The organism is Saccharopolyspora spinosa NRRL 18395 (assembly GCF_000194155.1).
Classification (GTDB): Bacteria; Actinomycetota; Actinomycetes; order Mycobacteriales; family Pseudonocardiaceae; genus Saccharopolyspora; species Saccharopolyspora spinosa.
This window is the reverse complement of record NZ_GL877878.1, coordinates 2,694,904-2,720,413: the sequence shown is the minus strand read 5'-3', so window position 1 is coordinate 2,720,413 and position 25,510 is coordinate 2,694,904. Positions and strand designations below refer to the sequence as shown.

Annotated in this window: 26 protein-coding genes; 14 read left to right on the top strand and 12 right to left on the bottom strand. The window is 69.2% G+C overall.

What is annotated here, in order from left to right; all coding sequences use genetic code 11:
* The first annotated feature begins 216 nt into the window (after positions 1–216).
* Positions 217–852: a response regulator transcription factor gene (locus SSPN_RS0113580; protein WP_010695500.1), complete on the top strand. Its 636-nt coding sequence runs from the start codon at positions 217–219 to the stop codon at positions 850–852.
* A 97-nt stretch (positions 853–949) separates the two neighbouring features.
* On the opposite strand, the gene SSPN_RS59660 is transcribed toward SSPN_RS0113580, so the two are convergent.
* From SSPN_RS59660 to SSPN_RS50920, 5 genes are all read right to left on the bottom strand, one after another.
* Complete coding sequence (locus SSPN_RS59660; protein WP_148271954.1) at positions 950–1,234, bottom strand: hypothetical protein; 285 nt, start codon at positions 1,232–1,234, stop codon at positions 950–952.
* A 252-nt stretch (positions 1,235–1,486) separates the two neighbouring features.
* Entirely contained in the window at positions 1,487–2,248 is a 762-nt protein-coding gene (locus SSPN_RS0113570; RefSeq protein ID WP_010695498.1) for a hypothetical protein, read from the bottom strand.
* An 88-nt stretch (positions 2,249–2,336) separates the two neighbouring features.
* Complete coding sequence (locus SSPN_RS48835; RefSeq protein ID WP_010695497.1) at positions 2,337–3,806, bottom strand: HesA/MoeB/ThiF family protein; 1,470 nt, start codon at positions 3,804–3,806, stop codon at positions 2,337–2,339.
* A gap of 4 nt (positions 3,807–3,810) precedes the next feature.
* Positions 3,811–4,272 carry an E2/UBC family protein gene (locus SSPN_RS0113560; RefSeq protein WP_010695496.1) on the bottom strand — a complete coding sequence of 154 codons (462 nt, stop codon included), beginning with the start codon at positions 4,270–4,272 and terminating at the stop codon, positions 3,811–3,813.
* Positions 4,265–4,501, bottom strand: a complete 237-nt coding sequence (locus SSPN_RS50920) for a hypothetical protein (RefSeq protein WP_143539510.1) — start codon at positions 4,499–4,501, stop codon at positions 4,265–4,267. Before SSPN_RS50920 ends, SSPN_RS0113560 begins: the two co-directional genes overlap by 8 nt.
* Before the next feature lie 616 nt (positions 4,502–5,117).
* Here SSPN_RS50920 and SSPN_RS0113550 point away from each other — a divergent pair.
* Complete coding sequence (locus SSPN_RS0113550) at positions 5,118–5,849, top strand: Clp protease N-terminal domain-containing protein (RefSeq protein WP_010695494.1); 732 nt, start codon at positions 5,118–5,120, stop codon at positions 5,847–5,849.
* 99 nt (positions 5,850–5,948) lie between these two features.
* Positions 5,949–6,407, top strand: coding sequence for a GreA/GreB family elongation factor (locus SSPN_RS0113545; protein ID WP_010695493.1), 459 nt, complete (start codon positions 5,949–5,951; stop codon positions 6,405–6,407).
* Positions 6,408–6,535: 128 nt separating this feature from the next.
* On the opposite strand, the gene SSPN_RS0113540 is transcribed toward SSPN_RS0113545, so the two are convergent.
* Positions 6,536–9,973, bottom strand: a complete 3,438-nt coding sequence (locus SSPN_RS0113540; RefSeq protein WP_010695492.1) for an indolepyruvate ferredoxin oxidoreductase family protein — start codon at positions 9,971–9,973, stop codon at positions 6,536–6,538.
* A 160-nt stretch (positions 9,974–10,133) separates the two neighbouring features.
* Here SSPN_RS0113540 and SSPN_RS0113535 point away from each other — a divergent pair, with 160 nt between their 5' ends.
* Positions 10,134–10,583, top strand: a complete 450-nt coding sequence (locus SSPN_RS0113535; RefSeq protein ID WP_010695491.1) for an Lrp/AsnC family transcriptional regulator — start codon at positions 10,134–10,136, stop codon at positions 10,581–10,583.
* A gap of 124 nt (positions 10,584–10,707) precedes the next feature.
* On the opposite strand, the gene SSPN_RS0113530 is transcribed toward SSPN_RS0113535, so the two are convergent.
* The 3 genes from SSPN_RS0113530 to SSPN_RS0113520 form a co-directional block, all read right to left on the bottom strand.
* Positions 10,708–11,463, bottom strand: coding sequence for a hypothetical protein (locus SSPN_RS0113530; protein ID WP_010695490.1), 756 nt, complete (start codon positions 11,461–11,463; stop codon positions 10,708–10,710).
* 10 nt (positions 11,464–11,473) lie between these two features.
* Complete coding sequence (locus SSPN_RS56665) at positions 11,474–11,638, bottom strand: hypothetical protein (protein ID WP_010695489.1); 165 nt, start codon at positions 11,636–11,638, stop codon at positions 11,474–11,476.
* A 250-nt stretch (positions 11,639–11,888) separates the two neighbouring features.
* Positions 11,889–12,779, bottom strand: coding sequence for an endonuclease/exonuclease/phosphatase family protein (locus SSPN_RS0113520; protein ID WP_010695488.1), 891 nt, complete (start codon positions 12,777–12,779; stop codon positions 11,889–11,891).
* 208 nt (positions 12,780–12,987) lie between these two features.
* Here SSPN_RS0113520 and mshB point away from each other — a divergent pair, with 208 nt between their 5' ends.
* The gene (mshB, locus tag SSPN_RS0113515) at positions 12,988–13,812 is read left to right on the top strand and encodes an N-acetyl-1-D-myo-inositol-2-amino-2-deoxy-alpha-D-glucopyranoside deacetylase (RefSeq protein WP_083821889.1); all 825 of its coding nucleotides are present in this window, start codon (positions 12,988–12,990) and stop codon (positions 13,810–13,812) included.
* Positions 13,813–13,821: 9 nt separating this feature from the next.
* Here mshB and SSPN_RS43700 read toward each other — a convergent pair whose 3' ends face one another.
* Together SSPN_RS43700 and SSPN_RS0113505 are read right to left on the bottom strand one after the other, a co-directional pair.
* Positions 13,822–14,532: a maleylpyruvate isomerase family mycothiol-dependent enzyme gene (locus SSPN_RS43700; protein ID WP_044572905.1), complete on the bottom strand. Its 711-nt coding sequence runs from the start codon at positions 14,530–14,532 to the stop codon at positions 13,822–13,824.
* Positions 14,533–14,899: 367 nt separating this feature from the next.
* Positions 14,900–15,601: a GntR family transcriptional regulator gene (locus tag SSPN_RS0113505; RefSeq protein WP_010695485.1), complete on the bottom strand. Its 702-nt coding sequence runs from the start codon at positions 15,599–15,601 to the stop codon at positions 14,900–14,902.
* A gap of 70 nt (positions 15,602–15,671) precedes the next feature.
* On the opposite strand from SSPN_RS0113505, the gene SSPN_RS0113500 reads away from it, so the two are divergent.
* The 7 genes from SSPN_RS0113500 to SSPN_RS48830 all read left to right on the top strand — a co-directional run bounded on the left by SSPN_RS0113500 (position 15,672) and on the right by SSPN_RS48830 (position 22,380).
* On the top strand, positions 15,672–15,887 hold the full coding sequence (locus SSPN_RS0113500; RefSeq protein ID WP_010695484.1) for a hypothetical protein: 216 nt from the start codon (positions 15,672–15,674) through the stop codon (positions 15,885–15,887).
* A 7-nt stretch (positions 15,888–15,894) separates the two neighbouring features.
* A complete protein-coding gene (locus tag SSPN_RS0113495; RefSeq protein ID WP_010695483.1) occupies positions 15,895–16,659 on the top strand; it encodes a LamB/YcsF family protein in 765 nt (254 codons plus the stop codon).
* A complete protein-coding gene (locus tag SSPN_RS0113490) occupies positions 16,659–17,267 on the top strand; it encodes a 5-oxoprolinase subunit B family protein (RefSeq protein ID WP_029535301.1) in 609 nt (202 codons plus the stop codon). Before SSPN_RS0113495 ends, SSPN_RS0113490 begins: the two co-directional genes overlap by 1 nt.
* Positions 17,264–18,145: a 5-oxoprolinase subunit C family protein gene (locus SSPN_RS0113485; RefSeq protein ID WP_010695481.1), complete on the top strand. Its 882-nt coding sequence runs from the start codon at positions 17,264–17,266 to the stop codon at positions 18,143–18,145. Before SSPN_RS0113490 ends, SSPN_RS0113485 begins: the two co-directional genes overlap by 4 nt.
* Positions 18,146–18,278: 133 nt before the next feature.
* Complete coding sequence (locus SSPN_RS0113480) at positions 18,279–19,061, top strand: putative hydro-lyase (RefSeq protein WP_010695480.1); 783 nt, start codon at positions 18,279–18,281, stop codon at positions 19,059–19,061.
* A 719-nt stretch (positions 19,062–19,780) separates the two neighbouring features.
* A complete protein-coding gene (locus SSPN_RS0113470) occupies positions 19,781–21,373 on the top strand; it encodes an alpha/beta hydrolase (RefSeq protein ID WP_029535300.1) in 1,593 nt (530 codons plus the stop codon).
* A 539-nt stretch (positions 21,374–21,912) separates the two neighbouring features.
* A complete protein-coding gene (locus SSPN_RS48830) occupies positions 21,913–22,380 on the top strand; it encodes a hypothetical protein (protein ID WP_010695477.1) in 468 nt (155 codons plus the stop codon).
* 330 nt (positions 22,381–22,710) lie between these two features.
* Here the strand turns inward: SSPN_RS48830 and SSPN_RS0113460 are convergent, their stop codons facing one another.
* Entirely contained in the window at positions 22,711–23,094 is a 384-nt protein-coding gene (locus SSPN_RS0113460; RefSeq protein ID WP_010695475.1) for a hypothetical protein, read from the bottom strand.
* A 322-nt stretch (positions 23,095–23,416) separates the two neighbouring features.
* Between SSPN_RS0113460 and SSPN_RS0113455 the strand changes: the two genes are divergently transcribed.
* Both SSPN_RS0113455 and SSPN_RS0113450 read left to right on the top strand, forming a co-directional pair.
* On the top strand, positions 23,417–24,163 hold the full coding sequence (locus SSPN_RS0113455; protein ID WP_010695474.1) for an IclR family transcriptional regulator: 747 nt from the start codon (positions 23,417–23,419) through the stop codon (positions 24,161–24,163).
* A 146-nt stretch (positions 24,164–24,309) separates the two neighbouring features.
* Complete coding sequence (locus tag SSPN_RS0113450) at positions 24,310–25,365, top strand: saccharopine dehydrogenase family protein (RefSeq protein ID WP_010695473.1); 1,056 nt, start codon at positions 24,310–24,312, stop codon at positions 25,363–25,365.
* The last annotated feature ends 145 nt before the right edge of the window (positions 25,366–25,510 follow it).

Below are 25,510 nucleotides of genomic sequence, written 5' to 3'. Positions count from 1 at the left end.
GGGAGAGGGCCTGAGCGGTGGCGTGGTGCCAGTCGCCTCGGCTTCAGCATGGTCCACAAGAAATGAATGCTGTATCGCCACCACCGCAACAACCGGTCCCGCCAGGCCCTGGGACTGATCGACCCTCTCCGTTAGCGCTCCCAGTAAGCGACGAATGTCAAGGATTGATGCTCAGCGCCTGCGTTGTGGAAGGGCGCTGACGCAGGAGGTACCACGATGGAGACTGCAACGATGACAAAGATCCGCGTAGCGATTGTTAGCGCGGACGCCATGACTCGCGCCGGGCTTCAACACTACCTGCACAGCGACCGGTGCCTGGTGGAAACCAGCATCGATCGACGGGATGCCGACATCGTGGTGATGGCAGTGGACACGATCAATTCGTCCACAATGGACCTCATTGGGGAACTGTCACCCGGCAATTCGACCCGATTCCTGCTCATCGTGGACAAGCATGGGCATGCCGACTTCCACCTAGCTGTTGAGCGTGGTGTCCGGGGAGTGCTGCGACGGCACCAGTGCTCCCGGGACGCATTTGTGCAGGCATTGTTAGCCATCGCCGACGGGGCCGGGTTCCTGCCCCCGTCGCTGCAAGGGGTGTTGATGGATCAGGTCCGGCGGATGACTCGTGAGGTCCTTGTCCCGAGGGGGCTTACGGTGCCCGAACTGGCCGATAGGGAAGTCGATGTCCTGCGACTGCTGTCCTACGGTTTCAATGTTCAGGAAATATCCAATAAGCTTTCCTACTCCGAGCGGACTATCAAGAACATCATCCACTCCGTCATGAAGAACCACAACTTCCGGAACCGGACGCATGCAGTTTCCTTCGCACTGCGGTCAGGCCTCATCTGATGGATATTTTCATCAGGCACCCGTGGTGGCCATCTATAGTTGACTTCGCCGAGTTGGAGAACAGGCCTACACCCAACGCGCTCACCGATGCCGATATCTACGCCATGATCGAGCTAGACGAGTTCGCTACGACCCGGCCGATTCGAGTCGCCGAAACACTATTCACCGGGCGAGCCGGGTAAAAAGACCATCTTCTACGTGGCTTGACGCTGACCTGGGAAAACGCCGGTCGCACCCGGTCCGACCGGCGGTTGATGCCGACGACCGGCACGCTTTCCCGGCTGCTTACCCCTTGATCAATGAGCCGGAAGTATTCCTCCCGCTCACGGCTCAGCTTCCTGCGTCCCTGCGGTGTACGGATCTTGCGGATCTCGAAGCCCATCGCGTCCCCGAACCTCGGGTGTTACGACGACCGCTAGAACTCAAGACCCGTGTTGCTGCTCGCTTCGCGAATGCGGGTGCGTGTTGGGGCGCTTCTGCGCGTCCGGGTCTCTGATCATGCCGGGGGTGCCTGACAATCCCGCCTGATTCCGTCCGGGACTCGACCCCGGGGCGAGGGCTCGACGTCGGGTTCGCGTCGCGTTCGCGGAAGCCTTTCTTTTTGTCGTTTTCGCTGTGGGAAGCGCTGACCACGTCATTGGTTGCCGGCGTAGTTCTGCGGGCCTGCGGATGTTGAGGCTTCTCGGGATGCTGCTTTGAGCCAGGGTTTCACCGATTCGTCGTTCGAGTGGTTGACCGCCATTGCTTGGGCCACGACCACGTAGCGGTGGTTCTGCTGGACGAACTGCCACTTGGCGGCCGATTCGGGATTTCCCGCGCATGCCTGCGAGCCGGCGCCGTTGTTCGGGTCCCAGCAGCCGAGGTCCAGGAAATCGAGGGGATCCAGGTCGGAGTATGCGCTGCTCGCGCTGTCGTAGTCGGCGAACGGGTACACCCAGACCGTGACCATCACCGCGTTGTTGTTCGAGAGGAAGTTGCCCACGAGCATTTCCGGGCAGCCATTGCCGTTCAGCGCCGTTCGGATGGCACTGGACGACACGGCTTTCGTGCAGTCGTCCCACGTGCCACTTGCGACGAGCCGGTATCGCACGTCTTTGCCGTCGACGAAGTCCTGCGGCAGCAGAGCGCCCGTGGTGAAGGGGGTTTCGTCGGTCGAGGCGTCGTTGAGGGTGTCCGGGTCGAAGGCCGTCGTGGTCGGTTCCGCCGGTTCTTCGCTGGTCGTGGTCGGCTCGTGGTCGGTGGTCGTCGAGGTGTCCGAGTCGTAGGTGCTGTCCGGGTAGTCGTCGGTGGTGGTCGCCGATGTCGTTGGCTGCTCGGCGAGCGAGTCGGACTCGTCCGAACCGCTGTTGGCGAAGATGATGATCAACAGCACCACCAGGGCGAGCCCGCCGAACACCCAGCCGTTCCCGCCGCCGGGCCCTTGCCCCTGAGCAGGCGGAGGCGTGGGGGGATCATCAGGCGTGTTTCCGCGTGCGCCGGCGCTGTTATTGCGCGGGATGGGATCTGGCATTGGCGGCCTCTGCTGCGGCATTCGACGCGACCGAGAATTCCCGCGGCGATTCGGCGGCCTGCAGCGGCGCCAGGTCCGCGACCCCGGCGACACCGTCGACGCCGCAGGTCGGGCAGTCCGGCCGGTCTGGTTCCGACGCGGCGAACGCCTTCTGCGCCGTCCCGTCGTAGATCACCAGCCTCGGCACCTCGCGGCCCGGCGTCGGCCCCAGGATCCGCACCGCCTCGGCCACCTGCATGGACCCGACGATGCCGTTGAGGAAGATCACCGACGGCGCCGGTTCCTCGGTCCCGTACCCGTGCGCGCGCTCGTACGCCCGCGTTTCCGGCGTCGCGAGGTCGAATGCCGCGCGTCGCGGGTCGATGAAACCGCGGCATTCCAGGCAGCCGGTGCCGGGCACCACGAGTTGCACCTGTCCGCCGAAGTGCGCGCCTTCCGGCGCGAGCCGGACCCCGGTTCCGGCGTCGAGGAACGGGATGAGGTACCGGACGGCCAGGTGGTTCAGCGTGAGGCGGGCGCCGTGGTTGTCGACGCAGCCCAGCAGCAGGTCGACGGCCTTCAGCTGTTCGAGGGCGTCGGGCGCCAGCATCGGCGCGGTCACCGCATCGATGGCCGTGGCGGGTGCCGCCCGTTCGAGGACCTCGCGGAAGACGTCCACCTTGGGGCGGCCCACATCGTCGTGCCGGGCACCGATCAACCGGTTGAGGTTGTGCTCCTCCACCCGATCGGGGTCGACGAGGACGAGCCGGCCGACGCCCAGGTACGCGAGCTCCGACGCGACGAAGGAACCGAGCCCGCCCAACCCGACGACCGCCACCGCGGCCTTCGCCAGCGCGTCCTGGACCTCCGCACCGAGGAGCGGAAGCTGGCGCGCATGGCGTTCGTCCGGCCGCGCCGGGCGCGGCGCCGGCTGGCTCGTCACCGCATGGTGCCGGAGGAGCGGGCTCCCGTCGGAGGCGTCGCCGACGACCGTGACGCGCTCGATCGGCGCTATCGTCTCCGATTCACGCTCGTAGTAGTGGGCGTCGAGGCTCCGCTGCCCGACGACCATCGTCGCGTGCTGGAACGGCGCGGGGAGCATGGCCGCCAGCTGCGGCATCTTGGCCCGGTCGTTGCCCCAGTCGATGCTGCTGAACGTGCTCGCGTCGCTGGCGTCGAACGGGTGGGAGTGCACCTCGATGAGGCTCCATCCCTCCTGCCTGCACCGGGTCAGGGCGCGCGCGACGAACTCCGCGGTCGGTCCGATCCCGACCGGTGACTGGTGCGCCAGGTCGCCCGGCCCCGCGGCGATGATCTCGCGGGCGACCATCCGGACGCGCCGCCTGGAAACGTTGTGCGACGCCAGCACGAACGCGAGTTGCTCGTTGCCGTCCGGGCCGATCAGGTGGCCGTGCAGCTCTCGCCACAGGCCGGCGCCGAAGACGATGTCCTGAATTCGCGCCATGCCGTCACCGCCCGCCCAAGGTGCGGTGGTCGTGGAAGATCGCGCCGATCAGGTTCAGGTAGGTGATGAGGCTGTGGCCGTTGAGCAGGTTGGCGCCGTTGGACGGGCGCCACTTGTCCAGGTGGACGCAGAAGTGTCCCCACCCCTGGTCGAGGTAGCGCTCGTCCTCGCGGCCGAGGCCCTGGGCGAAGAAGTGGCCGATGGACCGGCCGTCGTCCGTCCGGAGGTCGTGGTCTACCCAGAACCATTGCGGCGCCACCGACGGATAGCCGGGCGTGCCGTGCGGGACGTCGATCAGGATCTCGACCTGCGTCTTGTTCCAGCCGGGAGGAATCGGGAACTTCTCGACGTGCAGCCAAGATCCGTCGGTGCTGTCGTACGCGACCCGGCCGTAGCGCTGGGTGAGCAGCAGGACTTCGGACTTCAGGCGGCTGAGCCGCCGCCGGCGCTCGAGGTCGTCAGCCATCGCAGACCTCGGGCTCCGCCAGGCCGTAGGTGAACGGGGTGACGATCGAGTAGTCGACGGCGTTGGCGGGCAGCGGATCCCTGTCGTCCAGCTTGACGACCTCGCCGCCGGGCATGTTCGCCATGACCCAGTCGCCCGGCACGCTCTGTGTCTGGGCCTTGAGCTGCTTCGCCGTCGGCTGATCCTCTCGAACGTCGATGACCTCACCGTTGACGATGTACCGTCCCAACTCGATCTCCTCTGCAACGAGGGAACGCCGGCGGCCGGCGCTCGTGGCGTTCCAACGGCTGAAGCGGCTCGCGGGCACCGGCGCAGCCCGAGAGCGGTCGTCCCCTTGATCAGTCCCCAGAAAAATGAGTGTGACCCAGAGCACCAGATCGCGGGGCCGGAATCGTCCGCAAGATTGCTGATTCGCTCCACGCTCACCCTGGTGGCCGAATGCCGTGTCGTTCCCGGCGTTTCCCGGCTGGATGATGGGGGCGTGGATGTTGGTCAGCGGGATGAGGTTCTCGGGGTTGCTGAGTCGCTTGAGCGGCTTGCCGCCGTTTCGACGCCGGGTGATTGGCGGGTTGGTGGTTTGCTCGCCACTCGGCCGGAGGTCGTCGCTCACCTCGATGGCGGGGGTACCGAGCACGTTGCCGAGGCTCGGGCCGGGAGCGCTCGGTGGATCGCTGCTCTTTCGCCTGCTCTCGCGGGGCCGCTCGCCGCGTGGTTGCGGTCGGCCGCAGGGGAGGAGGAGGTCGATGCGGCGGCCCTGTCGTTCGCTCGGGCTCTCCGGCAGCGACTTCCCGAGTGATCGTCAACTTGAGGTTGACGATTTTCTGGCGTCAACTTATGGTTGACGTATGGCTGATTCAGTTGAGTTCTCCGGTCAGGTTCGGCTCGACGACCTGATCCAATCCATCAAGAAGGCGCACGGCGACGCCCTCGACCAGCTCACCGACGCCGTCATCGCGGCCGAGCACCTCGGGGAGGTCGCGGACCACCTGATCGGGCACTTCGTCGACCAGGCCCGGCGTTCGGGCGCTTCCTGGACCGAAATCGGGAAGAGCATGGGCGTCTCGAAGCAGGCCGCGCAGAAGCGGTTCGTGCCGAAGGGCGACGCGGCGGGTTTCGACCCCAGCCAGGGATTCGGCAAGTTCACCCCTCGGGCCCGCAGCGTCGTGGTGCTGGCGCAGAACGCGGCGCGCGACGCGGGCAACGTCGAGATCCTGCCCGAGCACCTAGTGCTGGGGCTGCTCGGCGAGCCTGATGGGATCGCCGCGAAGGTGATCGTCGCGCAAGGGGTGACGCTGGAGACCGTCCAGGAGGCCGTGACCGCCGCCCTGCCGCCGGCGGCCGACGAGGCCCCGCAGATCCTCCCGTTCGACGGGTCGGCGCGGAAGGTACTGGAGCTCACCTTCCGGGAGGCCCTGCGGCTCGGGCACAACTACATCGGCACCGAGCACATCTTGCTCGCGCTGCTGGAGAACGAGGACGGCGACGGCGTCCTCTCCGGGCTCGGCATCGACAAGGCCACCGCTGAGGCCAGCATCGCAGCCGCGCTCGCCGCCGTCGTTGCCCAGAAGAAGAAATGATCCACCGGCCCAGCCGCCGGTTTCGTGTCGCCCCGGCTCGGGCATCCGCTGAAGACGGCAGTTCGGTAGGCGGTCGTCTCCGGGCGGAAGGATCGAGTCATGGGTGGCGAGGAATCGGCGGTGGGTCGGGCTCGGTTGACCGAGGAGATCCGCACGTTGCGCGCTCGGCGGCAGCAGCTGGTCGACGAGTTGAGGCGCAGCGACACCCCCGGGGACCGTGGCGACGCCGCGCAGGAGTTGCAGGGCGGCGATGAGCTCGTCGCGATCGACGACCGCATCGCAGAGCTGGCGGGGCTGCTGGCCGGTGGGCAGCCCGACGTCGGGGGACTGGCGCCCGGTACCGAAGTGAGCTTGCGGCTGCCCGACGGCACGACGCAGGACTTCCGGGTGGTGGCCATCCCGGAGGAGATCCCACCGGGCGCGGAGGACGCCTCGCTGACCTCCGACAGTCCGCTGGGGCTGGCGCTGGCCGGCAGCCACCCGGGGGAGACGGTCGATTTCCCGGCCCCGGAAGGGAAAACCCGGGTCGAGGTGATCAGCATCCGGCCGCCGAGCTGACCTGCTCCGCGACTTGCCATTGTGGACAGTCGCAGGCGGGTTCCGCCACCGCAGTGGCGCGCCCGATGCGCTGGGCAGCGCCACCGCGGAATCGGGGGAGTCTCGTGCCGGGCAGGAGACTCCCCTTCTCACGATGCGGCGCCTACCGGCCTCGCCTCCAGGGACTTCAGCAGTTCCGACTGGCGTTCGCGGTAGGCCGCGACATTCGCGAGCTTGATCTCCTCGTAGCCGCGGACCATGTCCGGGAGCTCCGCGAGTTCCAGGAGCGCCGGGTGGTCCGGCGTTGCCAGCGCTTCCGAGATCATCTTCCGGTACTCGTCGATCAGTTCTCGCTCGACGCGGCGGACCTTGGCGTAGCCGAACGGGTCCAGGCGGGTGCCGCGGACCTTCCGCGCCGCGCGCAGCAGGCGCAGCACGTGGCGGAACCAGGGGCCGAGACTGATCTTCCGGTTCATGCCGAGCGCGCGCAGCACCGGCGGGTGCAGCCGGAAGGCGAACCGGGAGCCCGCACCGAACTGGGCTTCGACGTCGGCCAGCAGCTTCTCGTCGAGCGAGAGCCGGGCGACCTCGTACTCGTCCTTGTAAGCCATCAGCTTGTAGAGGTTGCGTGCTACGGCTTCGGTCACCTCATCGACTCCGCGCCCGCGCACCTCCTCGACGAACTCCGCGTACGTCCGCGCGTAGTCCTCGTCGTGGTAGTCGACTAGGTCCTGGATCCGGATGTCCAGCAGCCGCGCCAGTTCCGAGCCCTCCGTGGCCTTGACCAGCACCCGCACCCGGCGCGCCGCGGTGCTGGGCTCGCGGGGCTTCGCCGGCGGCGGGGTGATCTCGGCCTGCAGCGCGGCTGGGTCCGCGATCGCCTGGCGGCCGCGGCGGAACGCCTGGATGTTGGCCGCCACCGCCGTTGCGTTCAGCTCGATCGCCCGCTCGATGCTCTCCGCCGACAGCTGCAGCGAACCTGTCTGGTACGCCGCGCCGAGCTGCAGGATGTTGGCGAACTGGCCGTCGTCGAACAGCTTCTCGGCGAGACCGCGCGCATCCAGGTAGAACGCCCGCGCGGTCGCGTCGTCGAGGGCGGACCGGATGCTCGACTGCACCGGGAACGAGACGGCGGTGTCCACGACCATCCGGCCGGTCGGGACTTCGGTGGTCGACACCACCGCCGTCGTCCGGCCGGCGTCGGCCGCGGCGAGGTGCACTGGGTCGGCCGCCACCAGCAGGTCGCAACCCAGGTACAGGTCGCATTCGCCGGCGGCCAGTTTCGGCGCCTGCGCAACGGGTTCCAGGGTGATCTTGAGGTCGGAGACGACCGCGCCGCCCTTCTGCGCGAGGCCGATCTGGTCGAGCGTGCGGACCTGCCGACCGTCGATCACCGCCGCCGTCGCGAGGATCTGCGTGACGGTGACGACGCCGGTGCCGCCGATGCCGGCGATGCGGACGGTGAAGTCGCCCGCGCCGTGCTCCGGCCTGGGCAGTTCGCCAGCGCTGACCTCGCTGATCTCGCGGCGGGCCGTGCGGCCGCTGGGCACCACGGTCAGAAACGACGGGCAGTCGCCGGCCAGGCAGGAGTAGTCGACGTTGCACGAGGACTGGTGGATCTGGGTCTTGCGGCCGAACTCGGTGGCGACGGGCTGCACGGAAAGGCAGTTGGACTTGGCACCGCAATCCCCGCAGCCCTCGCACACCCGCTCGTTGATCAGCACCTTCTGCGCCGGCGTGGGCTGCTTGCCCCGGCGGCGCTTGCGGCGCTTCTCCGCCGCGCATTCCTGGTCGTGGACGAGCACCGTGACCCCGGGTACCGCGGCCAGTTCTTCCTGTGCGCGCAGCAGGTCATCGCGGTGCCGGATCTCGACTCCCCGGGGAAGCTTGCCGCTCAACCGCTTGGGCGCGTCGCTGGTGACGATGACCTTGGCGACACCTTCCAGCAGCAGCACCTCGACCAGCCGCGCCAACGGGAGCGCGCCCACCGCGTCCTGGCCGCCGGTCATCGCCACCGCGGAGTTGTGCAGCAGCTTGTAGGTGATGTTGACCCCGGCGGCGACCGCCGCGCGCACGGCGAGGCTGCCGGAGTGCGTGAAGGTGCCGTCGCCGATGTTCTGCACGAAGTGCTCGGTGCCGACGAACGGCGACATGCCGATCCACTGGGCGCCCTCGCCGCCCATCTGCGTGATGCCGACGACGTCGCCGACCTGGTCGGCGTCCATGAACAGCGCCATCGTGTGGCAGCCGATCCCGGCACCGACCACGCTGCCTTCCGGCACCTTCGTCGACGAGTTGTGCGGGCAGCCCGAGCAGAAGTACGGCGTGCGCGCCAGCAGCGGCACGGCGATGCGTTCGCGGCGGCGGCGCTGCCGCCAGGCGTTGATCGGCTCCACCTCGCCGTGCGCGGTCAGGCGCCCGGCCAGGCCCTTGGCGATGCGATCCGGGTCGAGCTCGCCGAGCTCGGTGAACAGGGTGCCGCCGGCCGGCCCCTTCTTGCCGTGGACGGCCGGGGCGTCTGGGCGGCCGTAGAGGATCTCCTTGATCGCCGTTTCGAGGAACGAGCGCTTCTCCTCGACCACCACGATCTCGCTCAATCCGGTCGCGAAGTCCCGGACCAGCTGCGGGTCGAGCGGGTAGATCGCGCCGAGCTTGAGTAGCCGGATCCCGTACCGGGCCAGGCCCGCGTCGTCGAGGCCGAGCGCGCGCAGCGCCTGCCGGATGTCCAAATAGGACTTCCCGGCCGCCGCGATGCCGATCCGGTCCGCCGGGCCAGAGCGCACCACCTGGTTGACGCCGCTGCGCCGGAGGTACTCGACCGCCAGCGGCAGGCGGAGGTTGTGCAGGCTTTGCTCCATCCCGGCTAGCTCGGGGCCGAGCAGGCGGGCGTTGGGGCGGTGCGAGTACGGCTTCAACTCGGCCGGGATCTCGGGTGCGGTCCAGGTCGGCGCCACGACCGCTGTCCCGGCCGCGTCCGCCACGTTCGCGACGACCTTCAGCGACGTCCACAACCCGCTGGCCCGCGACAGCTCCACCGCGTGCAGCCCGAAATCGAGCAGGTCTTGCGAGTCCGCCGGGAAGAACACCGGCATCGCCAGGTCCGCGAGCGCCGCCTCCGAGGCCGCCGGAACCGTCGAGGACTTCGCGTTCGGGTCGTCGCCGACGAGCGCGACCGCGCCGCCGCGCGGGTTCGCGCCCGCGAGGTTGGCGTGGCGCAGCGCGTCGCTGGCCCGGTCCAGGCCCGGCGCCTTGCCGTACCAGACGCCCACCACCCCGTCGGGGCGCTGCGTGCCGAGGCCTTCGGTGAGCTGGCTGCCCATCACCGACGTCGCGGCCAGCTCCTCGTTCAGGCCCGGCCGGTGGACCACGTCGTGGTCGGCGAGCAGCTTCGAGCGGCGGGCCAGCTCCAGGTCGAAGCCGGCCAGTGGCGAGCCCTCGTAACCGGAGACGAATGCCGCGGTGCGCTGCCCGGCGCGGCGGTCGTGGCGGATCCGGTCGAACAGCAGCCGCACCAGGGCCTGCACCCCGGTCACGTAGACGGTGCCCGATTCCTGGAGGTAGCGGTCGTCCAGGGTGAAGGCGGCCATGTCGAACTCCTTTGTCGCGGGCCCGAGGGCCGTGATCGACGCCACTCCAACCGAAGGCGGGCGTGGCGCACAACACCGCAACCCGAAACGGTAGTCAGCACGCAAACATCGGCGGTCCAGGGGCTTTTGCGCGCCCGAATTTTGCGTACCATCGCTGCTCATGGCCGAAGTGACGCTCGATGCGACAGATCACGAAATCCTGGGCCTGCTGCGCGAGGACGCGCGGCGGACGCTGTCGGACATCGCGACCCGGGTGACGCTGTCGACGGCGGCCGTGAAGCGGCGGATCGACCGGCTGCAGGAGATCGGGGTGATCCTCGGCTACACCGTGCAGGTGGATCACGCGAAGCTTGGTTGGGGCGTGGAAGCCTTCATCGAGCTGCGGTTCCTGGGCACCAGCGGCGTGGACGAAATCATCCAGACGACAACCCGGATGCCCGAGGCGCAGGCGGTGTTCACCATCGCGGGCGACCCCGACGCGCTGGTGTGGCTGCGCATCCGCGACATGGCGCACCTGCAACGCACCATCGACGAGATCCGCCGCAGCCACCGGGTCACCAGCACCAAGACCCTGATCGCGCTCGACTCCTGGCAACGCGGTCGCCGCTGAAGACCGGTTCCAGGCTCGTTTTGCGTGGCGGTGCGGGTGGCGGAACCGCAGCCGCCGCCTGGACTAGAACAACCTCCAGCGCAGTTTCTGGGGGAAGCGTGGCCGCAACCGGCAACAGCTGCGGTCAGCTCGCGACCGGTGGCCGGGTCAGGTCGTGGTGGGTGGTGCCGTAGGTGCCCTCGCCGAGGGTCCGTTCCGCGAGACTCCAGCGGAGTTCCCCGCGGTTGCGGCGACCGGCCTGGCGGAGCAGCTGGTCCAGGCGCTCTTGCGCGTCGTCGAAGCTGGCGTGCAGCGAGATGTGCCGGCGTTGCCCGTCAAACAGCGGGACGCGCGTGCCTTCGCCGTCCACCACGAGCACCCACACCGCCGCCGCGGCCCGGTCGGCGTTCATCCGGGCGCGGACCTCGGTGGTACTGCCCGGCGCGGCACCGAGGTGCTCGACGACCTCGGTCACCGACGCGGCCAAGCCGAGACGGCAGAGTTGCCGCGCCACCTGGAAATCCGAAGCGCGCAGCTGGTCCGCGAGCGCTGGCAGGAACGTTCGCCGCCGCCAGCCCGCGATGAGCTCGCGTTCGTCGGTCGCGGTCCAGTACCGCCGTTCCTCGGCGGCGTAGTTCCGCAGCGCGACGGCACGCCAGTCGTAGTCGGGTTCGTTAGCGAGCTTCGCGCGCAACCAGCTTTCCCGAGCCCGCGCGCCGCGCACGGCATCGCCCGGGATCAGGTACTTGAGCCTGCCCTCGACAGCGCCGACACTGCGCTGCAACTCCGCGGCGATGTCCCCCAGCTCGTCACCTTGCCGCAACGCGTCGATCAACTGGGCGTAGTCACTGTCGAACCAGTACTCCTGCTCGCGCCCGCCCGCCTGCGGTAATTCGCTCATGCATTCGAAGCTAGCTTCCGCGAAGCGCGTCGAGTAAGGCCCAACAGTGCGACGAGATACCGCTGATCAGGCGTTTCTGCGTTGCGCCCACTGGGGTACCGGAGCGGATCAGGAAGCCGAGCAGCACCAGGCCCAGCAGCAATGCGCCGCCATCGGTGATGACGGACCGCAGCACACCGGCGTCTTCCCGTGGCGGTACCCGCCGCCCGCAAATTGCCGGTCATGTGTGGGTTTCCATCGGGCTCGTTTTCCGTCGCCCGCAACTCGGGGAGGACGTCGTGGCCTCAACGAGGTCGGTGCGGCTGCACGCCGGAGGCGCTTGGCCCACCCTCGCAGCTTGCGCTGCCGTGGAACCGCAGATGTCGCCTGAGGTTCCGCTACCCGTACCGCCGCGCGGAAACGCGTTTGGAAACAGTCCCTGCAGATCAGGCGGGCTCGAGGAGCGCGTGGACCGGCAGGTGGTCGGACGGGAAGTAGCCGTCCTTGCGGTAGGTGTTGATCGCCGCCTTCAGCACCCGGACGCGATCGTTGTGCAGCAGCCAGTCGATCCGCTCCTTGCCCTCGACCGGCTCCTTGTAGCCGGCGAAGGTGCCCCATGCGGGGGTGACCCGCTCGGCGGCGGTCGCCCAGCTGTCGGCCAGGCCGCCGCCGGTCAGGATCCGGTACGACTCCGACGTCTCGGCCGCGGTGTTGAAGTCGCCGGTGAGCACCACCGGCAGCGCCGGGTCGAAACCGGCGATGCGGTCGCGCACCAACTGGGCGCTGCGCTGCCGCGATGGCTCCGACTGGTGGTCGAAGTGCGTGTTGGCGTGGACGAATTCGCGGCCGCTCCGGCGGTCCAGGAATCGCACCCAGGTGACCATCCGGACCACGTTGTTGCCCCAGCTCTTCGAACCGATCACGTTCGGGGTGTCGGAGAGCCAGAAATGGTCGTAGTCCAGCGGCTCCACCCGGCGGGTGTCGTAGTAAATCGACATGAACTCGCCTCGACCGCCGCCTTCCCGGCCTAGCCCGATCCAGTCGTAGTGCCGCGGAACGTCCGACAGTACCTCCTTGACCTGGCTGTACAACGCTTCCTGCACGCCGAGCAGGGTGGGCTGCTCGGCGTTTAACAGCTCGGCGAGGATCGGGCGGCGGGTAGTCCAGGCGTCGGGGCTGGGCGGGGCGGCCTTGGTGTCGACGCGGATGTTGAAGGTCATCACGTGCAGCGAATTGCCGCGCGCGGGACCGATCAACGCGTTGCCGCTCGGCCGCTCTGCCGCCGCACCGGTGCCGAACACGCCTGCCGCGCCGGCCACTGCCGCGGCTCCGGCCATGCCGAGAACTCCCCGTCGGGTAAATCCGGACACATCTGCCTCCTCGATTGACGCGTCAAGATCCTCACGCGCAGCAGCACGGGAGTGGTTGACCGCCATGCGAACATTGCCGGAATTTCGCAACGGGCCGGATGTGACCTGGTCGGCGGCGGCGGCGCGGTGTCGGTGCCCGTGGCTAGGCTCCGTTCCCATGAGCGATCGTCGCCTGCTGCTGGTTCACGCCCACCCCGATGACGAGTCCACCGCCACCGGCGCCACGATGGCCCGTTACTGCGCGGACGGCGCATCGGTGTCGTTGGTGACCTGCACCAGTGGGGAGCTCGGCGAGGTCATCGCCGATGATCTGGCGCACCTGCGCGGAAATCCCGACGCGCTGGGAGAGTACCGGCGCGGGGAGATCGGCGCGGCGCTGGCCGAGTACGGCGACGTCCGGCACCACTGGCTCGGCGGCCCGGGGCGCTGGCGCGACAGCGGCATGGCCGGCGAGGCGGGCAACGGCGTGGACGGGGCCTTCGCGAAGGCCGACCCGGCCGAGGTCACCGGTGCGATGGTCGAGATCCTTCGCGCGGAACGGCCCCACGTGGTGATCACCTACGACGAATTCGGCGGCTACGGCCACCCGGACCACATCGGCGCGCACCGCGCGGTGATGACCTCCCTCGACCCGGCGGCGGACCCCGGCTACGCGCCGGAACTCGGCGAGCCGTGGCAGGTGCCGAAGGTGTACTGGACGACCCTGCCGCGCTCGGTCCTCAAGCGCATCGAGGAGGCGGGTGTCGAGGGCTTCGAGCCGTACACGGTGCCCGACGAGGAGCTGACCGCGATGGTCGACGGCCGTGCCTTCCACGCCGCCAAGATCGCCGCGCTGCGGCACTACCGCAGCCAGGTCAACCTCGATGACGGCGGGTTTTTCGCCCAGATGGTGGCCCGCCCGGAGTTCGCGATGGAGCACTACCTGCTGGTCCGCGGCGACCGGGGCCGCGGAACCGGCCCCTACGACTGGGAATCCGACCTGTTCGCGGGCCTCGTCTGACCCGACCGGTCAACGGACGGACAGGCGCTGTTCGTCCGGGATCGGCGTGGGGTGGGCGGGCCAGGGCAGGAGGTCCGGGAGCGCACCGGTCGGGATCCGCTGCGGCGTCCGGCCGGCGAGCCAGGCCGCTAGGTCGCGGGCCCGGCCGGTGATCTCGATGCCGTCGACGTCGGCTGGCCACCGGCGCGGGCCGTCGGTCTGCCGCAGCGTGATGCCGTCCGGCAGCCGGGGCAGCAGGAAATCGACGGCGTGGCAGGAGAATTCGTCGCTCCATTCCTGCGGGCCGACGCCGAGGTCGAGGTCGACCAGGTGGATCCAGACCTCCCGCCACCGCATGTGCACGAGCCCGCTGAGGTCGCCGTTGCGGAACCGCACCGGCCGTTCCCAATCGTCGGCGGCGGCCTGCGACCACACCGCTTCCAGGGCGGCCGAGTGCCGGGCGATGGAGTCGCGGTGCTCGTCGGCGCTGCGGTCGGCGAGCCCTTCGATGATCGCGTCGCGCTCGGTCTGCCCGCCTTCGTAGGCGTCGACCAGTTCGCCGCGCAACGCGAGCGCGGACACCCGGGCGAAGGCACGGGCGTTGTCGGTCAGGTGAGCCAGCACGTGGCCCCGGCTCCAGCCGGGCAGCAGCGACGGCTCGGCGACGTGATCGTCGGTCAGCGCGGAAAGCACCTCTAGAAGTCGCCGATGGCCCTGCGCAACAACATTCAACGGAGGCATCACGCGCCAGGATCCTAGACCCACGCCACCCGGCCCCACTCCGGGATGCCGAATGCGGGGTTTCAATGAAACCAGCGAGTTGATTTCCGTGGAGTCTCTTCATCCTGGATGATCCGCAGCCGCGACGCCTGAAGTCCTGCGGTACGGGGCTATCCGCAAGCGGCGTAGCGGCCTTGGCCCACCCGCGCAGCTCGCACCGCCACGGGTTCTCAGCCGTCTTCCCGCGAGGACAGCCCGGACGCCGCGTATTTGGTCATGCACAAGTCGGGGATTCCGGAGTCGAGAAGGCCGTTGAGGTTCCGCTAGCCGCACCGCAACGCAAGAAGAGGGGTTCGGAAACGCTCATTGAAATCGCCACCCGGCCCGATCAACCCGTGTTGTAGGTCCGGTATGCCGCGACGAGCTGGGTCTCGGCGGCGTCGAAGTACTCGTCGAGGCGTTCGGCCGCCGCGTCCATCGAGCCGTTGGTGATCAGGTCCGCGATCTCCCGGTTGAGCTCCAGGTACGGCTCGTGGAACTCCCGGGGGCGCGACATCACGTGGAACGCCAGGCGCAGCTCGGCCAGCAGCTGCCGCATCGTCTCGTTCACCCGGGGGCTGGCGGCCAGCGCCGCGAGCGCCTCGTGGAAGCGCATGTTCGCGGTGCCGACGTCTCCCCAGCGCTCGTTCTCGGCCGCGCGCTCGCCGTCGGCCACCGCGCCGTCCACGGCCGCCACCAGCTCCGGTGCGGCCTCGCCTGCCCGGCGCACTGCGCTGGTCTCCAGCAGCCGGCGGACGCGGTAGAGGTCGATCACGTCGTCGGCGCTGAGCACCCGGACGAACACGCCGCGGTGGAACTCGTGCGCCAGCAGCCGCTCATGCACCAGCAGCCGGAAGGCCTCGCGCAGCGTGTTGCGGGAGACCGCCAACGCCTTGCCCGCGCTTTCCTCGGACAGCCGGGTGCCGGGGGCGAGTGCGCCATCGATGACGCGCTGTCGCAGCACATCGGCGACGCGCTCGGCCGTGCTCGTGCGGTCCAGGAGCGCCCGGTCGGCCGTGAGCAGGTCCACCCACGGATCCGAGGTGGTCAATCGAGCTCCTAACAACGTGCAGCAGTTGATCGCAGTCTAACGAGAAAGGTGCGCGTGGGGTATTGCAGAATTGTTCAACAATTCACTATGTTGGCCAGAACCGCTCAACGGCCCGATCCTGCCGGTCGGTTTCGGGGTGCTGCTGTTCGTGGCGGCCAAGCGGCGGGACCTGCTCGGCAGGTGCCGGTACCCGAGCTGGTTGCCGATCGTGGGTGTGGCCGCCTGGTTGCTGACATTGGACTTGGGATACAACTCGCTCGGCGGCATCGCCGCGCTGTGGAAGTGAGGTGGGCATGGATCTCAACTCGGACCTCGCGGAAGGCTTCGGGCGCTGGGAGCTCAGCGACGACGAGGCGCTGCTGCGCATCGTCACCAGCGCCAACGTGGCCTGCGGATACCACGCGGGCGACGCCACGGTGATCCGCCAGGCCGTCGAGCGGGCCGCGAAGCTGGGCGTCGTGGTCGGCGCCCAGGTCAGCTACCGGGACCTGGCCGGGTTCGGCCGCCGGTTCATCGACGTGCCGCCGGTGGAGCTGGCCAACGACGTGATCTACCAGATCGGCGCGCTGGCCGGCTTCGCCAGCGTCGCGGGCACCGAGGTCGGCTATGTCAAGCCGCACGGAGCGCTGTACAACGCGATCGTGCACCACGCCGAACAGGCGTCCGCCGTGGTCGAGGCGGTGCGCAGCTACGATCCGGCGCTGGCCGTGCTCGGTCTGGCGGGCTCCGAGTGGCTGACCCAGGCCGAGCGGGCCGGGCTGCAGGTGTTCCGCGAGGCCTTCGCCGACCGCGCCTACACCCCGGAGGGCACCCTCGTGTCGCGCCGCGAGCCCGGCGCGGTGCTGCACGACCCGGAGGTCATCGCTGACCGCTGTCTGAAGCTGGCCGCAGGAGAGCCGATCGAGGCCGTCGACGGGTCCAAGATCAAGATCGACGCCCCCGACTCGATCTGCGTGCACGGGGACAGCCCAGGCGCGGTGGCCATCGCCGAGGCCGTGCGGGCCCGGCTGGTGGCCGGGGGAGTGGCGCTGGAGCCGTTCACCTCGCGAGGCCTGTGATGCGTTTCCTGCGGTGCGCCGACTCCGGGCTGCTCATCGAGCTGGCCGATCTCGAAGCTGTGCAAGCGCTTTACGCGGTGCTCGCCGAGGATCCGCCGGAGGGCGTCACGGACCTCGTCCCGGCTGCCCGCACGTTGCTGCTGCACTTGGGCCCGCGCGCCAATGCTGGGGCGGTCGAGGCGGCGGTGCGTGCGGTCGAGCCGCGCGACGGCGCACGCGCCAGCGGCGACCTGCTGCGGGTGCCAGTGGTCTACGACGGCGCGGATCTGGCTGAGGTTGCGGCCCTGACCGGGCTGACCGAGCGCGAGGTCGTGCACCGGCACACGGGGGCGGAGTGGACGGTCGCCTTCGGCGGGTTCGCCCCCGGTTTCGGCTACCTCGTCGGCGGCCCGCCGGAGCTGGTGGTGCCGCGCCGCACCGAGTCGCGGACCAAGGTGCCGCCCGGCTCCGTCGGCCTCGCCGGTGCGTTCAGCGGCATCTACCCGCGCGAATCGCCCGGCGGCTGGCAGCTGATCGGGCGCACGGACCTGGAGATCTGGCGGGTCGACCGGGAACCGCCGGCGCTGCTGCGGCCCGGCGTGCGGGTGCAGTTCCGGGAGGTCCCATGAGCTGCCTGGAAGTCCTCGCCGCGGGTCCGCTGTCGACGATTCAGGACCTGGGCCGGCCAGGCCTGGCCGGGATCGGCGTGGGTCGCTCCGGTGCGGCCGACGTCGGCGCGTTCCGGCTGGCCAACCGGCTGGTCGGCAACGACGAGGCAGCGGCGGCCATCGAGGTCACGCTGGGCGGGCTCGCGGTCCGCGCGACCCGCGACCTCACCGCCGCGGTGACCGGCGCCCCCTGTCCGACCACTGTGGATGGTCGGGTGGTGGCGGTGAACTCGGTGCTGCGGATCCGGGCCGGTGCCGAGCTGAGGTTGGGCGTGCCCGGCTGCGGACTCCGCAGTTACCTCGCGGTGCGCGGCGGCATCGCCGTGCCACCGGTGCTCGGTTCCCGAGCCACCGACGTGCTCGCCGGACTTGGCCCGGAGCCGCTGACCCCCGGCGCGCTGTTGCCGGTCGGCCCGGCACCAGCGCGGTTCCCGCTGGTGGACCTGGCACCGGTGGCGATGTGCGCGGCCGCCGTGATCGTGCTGCGCGTGGAGCCCGGACCGCGCCACGACTGGTTCGCCGACGACGCCCTGGCCACCCTGGTCAGCCGTCCGTACGAGGTCACCCCGGACAGCAACCGGATCGGCATGCGGCTGGACGGACCGGCGTTGGAGCGCAGCCGCACCGAGGAACTGCCCAGCGAAGGCATGGTCGCCGGTGCGGTGCAGGTTCCGCCGTCGGCGCGCCCCACGCTGTTCCTCGCCGACCACCCGGTGACCGGCGGCTACCCGGTGATCGCGGTGGTCACCGCGACGGACGTGGACAAGGCGGCGCAGGCCAGGCCGGGCCAGCGAATCCGCTTCCGGTTGAAAAACGGCTTCCAAGCTCGTTCCGCATAGCAGGACCGCAGACACCGCCCGGTGCGCTGGATCCCGGATCGTGCGGTGCGCGTCGCGGGGGCGGCTGAGCTGCTGCGCCGTCGTCAGAACAAAAGAGCAGATCGGCTTCAACAGCAGAGGTAGGGAGATTTCGATGACGCAGCCGAAAGCGATGTCGCCGGAGCAGGCCCGCGCAGCGTTTCGCGCCGGACTGCGCGTGCCCACCTCGGGTTACAGCGCGGGTTGGACCCAGGCGAACCTCATCGCGCTGCCCCGCGAGTACGCCTACGACTTCTTGCTGTTCGCGCAACGCAATCCGCGCTCGTGCCCGGTGCTCGACGTGACCGAGCCCGGCGAGACCAGCGCCTCGATCTTCGCCGGCGACCTGCGCACCGACCTGCCCGCCTACACGGTCTACCGGGACGGCGAGCTGGCCGGGGAGCGCGCCGAGGTCACTGACCTGTGGCGGGACGACCTGGTGTCGTTCCTTGTGGGCTGCAGCTTCACCTTCGAGGCGGCGCTGCTGGAGGCCGAGGTCCCGGTGCGCCACGTCGAGGCGGGCAGCAACGTGCCGATGTACCGGTCGAATCGGGAATGCCGCCCAGCCGGCCGGTTGTCGGGGCCGATGGTGGTGTCGATGCGGCCGATTCCGGCGGACCTGGTGTCCACCGCGGTTCGCGTGACCTCCCGGTACCCGGCGGTGCACGGTGCCCCGGTGCACGTCGGCGCACCAGAAGCGTTGGGGATCCAGGACATCGCCCGGCCCGACTTCGGCGACGCGGTGGAGATCCGGCCCGGCGAGGTCCCGGTGTTCTGGGCCTGCGGGGTGACGCCGCAGGCGGCCGTGATGCAGTCCAAGCCGCCGTTCGCCATCGGCCACGCGCCCGGCTACATGGCGATCACCGACGCCCGCGACAGCCGCTTCCTCGTCCCGTAAGAAGCCTCCCGGACTCGGAGAAGTGCCGATTTCGCGTACCCGGTTACGGTTTTTACACGCAAGTCGGGATAGATCGTAGGTCTCAGACCACGGCCGTCCGGCCAGTATCTGACCAGGCCGGAGGCCACCCGAAGACCAGGCGTAGGACCCTCGCCGGACCGCCCGGGGTAACGGTCAGGTTATGCAAGAACGCGGGTAGAACCTTGTCCGTGCCGATCAGCTGGCCGAAGCTGTGACCATGAAGCTACGCAAGGTGTCCGGCTGTGAGGACAAGACCTGTCCGGCCGTCTACGTGTCCGGCCGAGGGACGGCCGTTGTCCAGGGGGACCACGTGCACGCCGAGGGGCTGATGCTTGGAGAGGGGGAAACAGCCGTCGAATTGCCCCTGAGGTCGTCCTAAACGCGGTTTCCGCACTAGTCGAGTCCGGTGGTGCTAGCCCGGACACCGTTCAGCGGATCAGGGCGGCTCGGAATTATTCCTGACCGGGGACCAGTTCGGCGATCGGTTCAACGACTGCCAGCGATCCGCATGGCGCTTCGAGTGCCAACCGTCGTACGCCATGCCAAGGGAAATCGGCATCCGGGGTACCCCCGAGATCCGGCGCTTAGTCCGAAAGCAGACCTCTTGTCCTGGAGGTTCGTGCATTCTGCGGTGTCCTCCCTCCTCTTCGGACTGTTGACTCCAGCTCGGAGTTTTCAGGCGAAGCGAGGAGGTTCGGGTGGGGGCGCTTTCCGGGCGGTTAGGCCGAGCGTTGGCCATCGCGTCGAGTGCACTGGTCGCGGGTACGGCGGTGGTGGCGGGAACTCCGGCGGTGGCAGAACCGTCCAGGGCCGCGCCGGTTTCCTGGGGCAAGTGCGACGAGGACGTGCTGAACGGGGTGCCGGTCACCGAGCGGCACCTCTATCGGTGCGCGATGTATCCGGTGCCGATCGATCACGACGACCCGGGCAGGGGCGCCGTCGAACTGGCGATGATGCGCCGGGCGGCGGCCGATCCGAACGCGAAGATCGGTTCGTTGTTCCTGAATCCGGGTGGGCCAGGTGGCGCGGGGTTCAGGCGGCCGGTGACCGCGCTCAGCATGTTCGAGCCGGAGGTGCTGAACCGCTTCGACATCATCGGCTTCGACCCGCGCGGGGTGGCCCGGAGCACGCCGCTGCGCTGCTTCAAGTCCGCTGAGCAGGCCGAGGAGGTGCTGGGCCGGATCTCGTCGGTACCGGTGACCGACCAGCAGATCGGCACCACGATGGCCGCCTACGCGGAGTACGGCGAGGCCTGCGACAAGAACGCGGGCGAGCTGCTGGGCCACCTGTCCACGAAAGACGTCGCGCGGGACCTCGACCTGATGCGCCAGGGCGTGGGCGACGAACAGCTCAACTACGTCGGCTTCTCCTACGGAACGCTGCTCGGCGCGACCTACGTGAACCTGTTCCCGGAGCGCAGCCGCGCGATCATCCTGGACGGCAACGTGGATCCGGCGCTGCGGACCGCCAACGGCGTCCAGTACGACCGGGAGCGGGCGCGGGGCTTCGAGCTGGCGTTGGACTCGTTCCTCAAGCTCTGCGCCGAGAAGGCGCAGGGGTGCGCCTTCGGCGAGGGCGACCCGCGGGCGAAGTTCGACGAGATCCGGGACCGCCTGCGGCCGGGCCCGATCGCGATGCCGGGCGGTTCGCAGATCACGCTCGACCAGTTCACCGTCAGCGTGAGCAGCGCGCTGTACTCCCCGGACCGGTTCCGGCAGCTCGCCACCGACCTCCAGTCGCTGCACCGCCAGTTGCACCCCGAGCCGGGGTTGGCCCCGGAACTGCTGGGACTGCTGGGCAGGCCGACCTCGATCGGCCGATTTGACGCCCCGGCCGACGCCGCGGCGTCGACCTACGTGGACGACAGTTACTTCGGGGTGAACTGCTCGGACAAGCCGATCCCCAAGGAACCCGCGAAGGTGCCGGGCATCGCCGCGCAGTGGGAGGCGGAGTCGCCGACCTTCGGCCGCTCGCAGGCGTTCAGCGACGTGGCCGGGTGCTCGACCTGGCCGTCGATCGACCCGGACGTGCACGCCGGCCCGTGGCAGAACCGGGCGGCCAACCCGGTCCTGCTGTTCGGCAACTTCTACGACCCGGCAACCCAGTACGAGTTCTCCCGCCGGATGGAGCAGGAGCTGGGCAACGCCCGGCTGGTGAGCGTCGATTCGTTCGGCCACTGCATCCTGGGCAACAGCTCGTGCACCGACAAGATCGCGGCCGATTTCCTGACGGACCTGAAGGTCCCGGAACCAGGCCAGGTCTGCCAGCCGGACAAACAACCCTTCGCCTAGCCACCGCGTTCGAGGCTCACCCTTCTCAGTGGTGCGGGTGGCGGGACCTCACAGGCCTTCTCGACTCCGGATCCCCGGCGCACATAAGACGAGTACGTCGCGTCGGGGCGGCCCTCGCGAGAAAGGCTTGGGGTGCAGGGTGTCCCCGGCTAAGCGGCTGCGCTGCTTGCAGCGGCTCGGGACGGCCAGATTTGGCTGGCGCGGTGGCTGTTTCGAACGCGGAGCAAAGGCCCAAGAGACGAAATGACCCTCGCCCCGAGGAGAGGGGCGGGGGTCCGTTTCGCTTGGCGGCCGATGCGCCGGTCGCCTCTGCGGCGAATGGCGCGACGCGGCTCCAGCCGAACGGTATTCCGCGAAGGCGGTGATTGAGGCCCGGGGGACACGGGCGCACCGACCGGATTGTTCAACGTCCGGACCCGAGGCGGTGTTCCGGCTTCCGGTATGCGTCACACCTCACTCGATCGAGAAATCGTCCCGACACGCGTCGGTTCGATGCTTGACTCCCGGGATTCGGCCGCCGCGGCTCTTAGCTTCGGGGCATGGATTTCAGCAACGAAGTACGAGTCGGACAACACACCTACGGAGTCACCGCCAAGGGCGAACCGGGCATTGCGGACCAGCCGGCCACCGTCGCGATGGAGTTCACCGGAGCGGACGCCGACGGCCGCGTCGTGGCCGAAGGCAACCTACTGATCGCCGTCGACGGACTGGGCGACGTGAACGCGTTCCTGGCCCAGACCTTGGGCGGGCTGGCCGCACTGCACGCGCCTTGGACGCCCGGGCGCGGGCGGAGCCGACCACGCCCGCCCAACGCCGGTCGACCGTGGACCGAAACCGACGGTGAGCGGCTCCGGGAGCGGTGGCTGGGTTCGGTGGGTGAGACCGCGAACCGGCTGATCGGGGAATTGGCCGAGGAGTTCGGCCGCACCCGCGGAGCGGTCCGCGCACAGTTGCCCCGACTGGGCTGCGACCCGGACGTCCCGGGCCGGGTGCTCGCCGAGACCTGACCCGCGACCCGGTGCGGCGATCGGTGGGAATGGCGAATCGACGTTCGCCGGGTGCCGAAGAATTGGTTGAACCTGGAATCGATTCCCGCTCGATGCGCGGTCGCGGGAATTGCCGTTCTGTAGAAATTGGGAGGTGGGTTCGCGGGGTGAGAAGGCGAGTGGTTCCGATATCGCAGTTGTTTCGCCCGCGCCAGTCGGCAAAAAGAAGGCACCGCCTCGCCGGAGGGCCCCGAATGCACGCTGTCGGGGAGGTCCGCGCGAGGCGGTGCAGGGGGGATCTGCAGGATCGTCGCCGGGTATCGTCCTCCGGCTGTCCCGTTCAGATCCGGGTCAGCACTTCTCGAAGGTGCTCGTCGGGGAGTGGGCGATTGCGCCGGTGGAGCTGATCGTCTCGGTGTGCACCTTGACGGTCGCGCCGGAGTTGCACGGTGCCTTCGTGGCCAGGTTGATCTCGGTGCCGCTCTGCGCCAGCTCGCCGATCACCCTGGGCGTCGCGTCTTTCTGCTCGACGACGATCCGCACGGTGACCGTCGCGCTGTTCAGGCAACCGGTGCGCCCGCCGGTGGCGGTCAGGGTGTTGCCCTCGCGCGTGGGCTGATAGGCGAACAGCGCGCACGCCGGGGCGGACGCGGTGGCGACCGCGGGGGCGGCGGGCGCGACCGCGAACGCCGCGAGCGTCAACGCGGTGCTGAACAGGACGGGCGAGTGGCGCATTCGGGGCCTTCTTCCGTGTACCGAATTGCTGACGGATACAACGCGGAGTCGATCACCCGCCACGATGGCTGTCAATTTGGAATTGGTCGGAGCGCAGTTTTTCACCCGGGTGAGGCTCGTTATTAGTAGTTGTTCAGAGGATGGAGGTTTGCCCCGCCGGCTTGGCCGGACGCCAGGAGAGGAGGATGGATTGGACGCTTTTCTGAACGCGATTTGAGGTCGGTTCGCGGCGTCCGGGTGATCTCCGACGGGCAACCGTCGCGCGTTCCTGCAATATTTGCAATGCCTCTGTTAATATCGCAGCCCGATCGAGGGAGTGTGGATGTCGAAGACGGTTGCCAAGGCGGTCCACGTGCTCGAAACCCTCGCCAGCGCGCCCAAAACCGTCGCGGAGCTGGCGCGCGAGCTCGGGGTGCACGGCTCGACCGCGCTGCGGATGCTGCAGCCGCTAGCCGACGGCGGCCTGATCACCCGCGGACCGGACGGCCGCTACCGCCTCGGGTTCCGGCTGGTCGAGCTCGGCCAGCAGGTGCTGGACGAGATGGACCTGCGCGCGGTCGCCAGGCCGCACCTGACCTCGCTCGCGGACGCCACGCGCTTGACGGTGCACCTGGCGCAGCTGGTGGACGACCAGATCGTCTACGTCGACAAGATCGAGGGCGCCGCGTCGATCCGCACCTGGTCGCGGATCGGACGGGCGGTGCCGCTGCACACCGCCGCCGCCAGCAAGGTGATCCTGGCCGCGCTGCCGGCTGATCACCGGGATCGTCTGCTGTCCGCGCACGCCTTCACCCGCTACACCGAGCGCACCATCACCGGCGAAGCCGAGTTCCGGGCCCACCTGGTCGAGGTCGCGCGGCTCGGCTACGCCACCGACCAGGCCGAATTCGAGCGGCTGGTGCACTGCATCGGCGTCGGGATCCCGGACGTCACCGGGCAGCTTCTGGCGGCCGTGTCGCTGACGACAGTGCGCGCCGACACCGATCTGCCCGAGCTCGGCTGCCTCCTCGGCCAGGTCCGGGACACGGCCACCGCGATCGCCGTTGCCCTAGGCCACCAGGCGAGTTGAAGACCGGTCGGGGTGTGCCGGGTCCGCAGGGGGCCGCGGCTTTCCTGGTTCGCGATGTCGGGTGATCGGAACAACGCGGGGCAACCCGTGACCGTTCCCAGCGGTGTTCGTTACCAGGATGTTCGGTGTTACCCGGGAGGATCGCGATGACCTGGATGATCTACGGAGCGAGCGGCTACACGGGTCGGCTGGTCGCCGACCTGGCGCTCGACCGCGGGGAGCGGCCGGTGCTGGCCGGTCGTTCCCCGGCGAAGATCGCGGCCTTCGCCACGCCCAGGGGCCTGCCGTACCGGGTCTTCGACCTCGGCGACCCCGACGCGGTCGCCGAGGGGCTGCGGGGCATCGACGTAGTCGCGCACTGCGCCGGTCCGTTTTCCGTGACGTCGGCGCCGATGGTCGAAGGCTGCCTCCGAGCCGGCGCGCACTACCTCGACATCACCGGCGAAATCGACGTTTTCGAGGCGGTCTTCGCGCGCCACGAGGACGCTCGCCGCGCCGGTGTGGTGCTCCTGCCGGGCTCGGGCTTCGACGTGGTGCCCACCGACTGCCTGGCCGCGATGGTCGCGGCCGGCCTGCCCACCGCGACCCACCTGGACCTCGCCTTCCACACCAGCGGCGGGATCAGCGGCGGAACATTGAAGAGCGCGCTGGAGGGTGCCGCGCTGGGCGGCCGGGCGCGCGTGGACGGCGAGGTGTGCGCCGTGCCGCTGGCGTGGCGTCGGCGTGAGATCCCGTTCCCGTCCGGGCCGCGACGGGTCACCTCGCTGCCCTGGGGTGATGTCAGCACGGCCTACCGCAGCACCGGGATCGGCAACATCACCACCTTCGCCCAGCTACCCGGACTCGACCGGACCGGTCGTCGTTCGACCCGGTTGTCGCAGGTCGTGATGGGGTCGCACGTCGTGCAGCGGCTCGGGAAGGCGGCGATCGGCGCGGTCGTGCGCGGCCCCGGCCGGGTCACCCGCTCGCGCAGCTGGGTCGAGGTCTACGCGGAGGCGACGGCACCGGACGGCACGAACGTGACGGCGGCCCTGATCGGCCCGGACACCTACGACCTCACGGCGGACGCGGTGCTCCGGGCGGTCCACTCCCTGAGCGCGGAACCCCCGACGCCTGGTGCTCACACCCCGTCCACGGCGTTCGGCGCGGACTTCGTCCGCCGCCTCCACGGGGTCAAGATCATCGAGCCGACCCGCCGCTGACACCATCCACAATGCACGAAAGTTGACAAGATCGAGGGCACCACGAGGGAACCGGCGGCACGGCGCGAGGCATCAGTTCGCCCAGGACCGGTGCGGAGAACTGAGCATGGCGCATGCATGTTCTGGGTGGAACCGGCATGCTTGA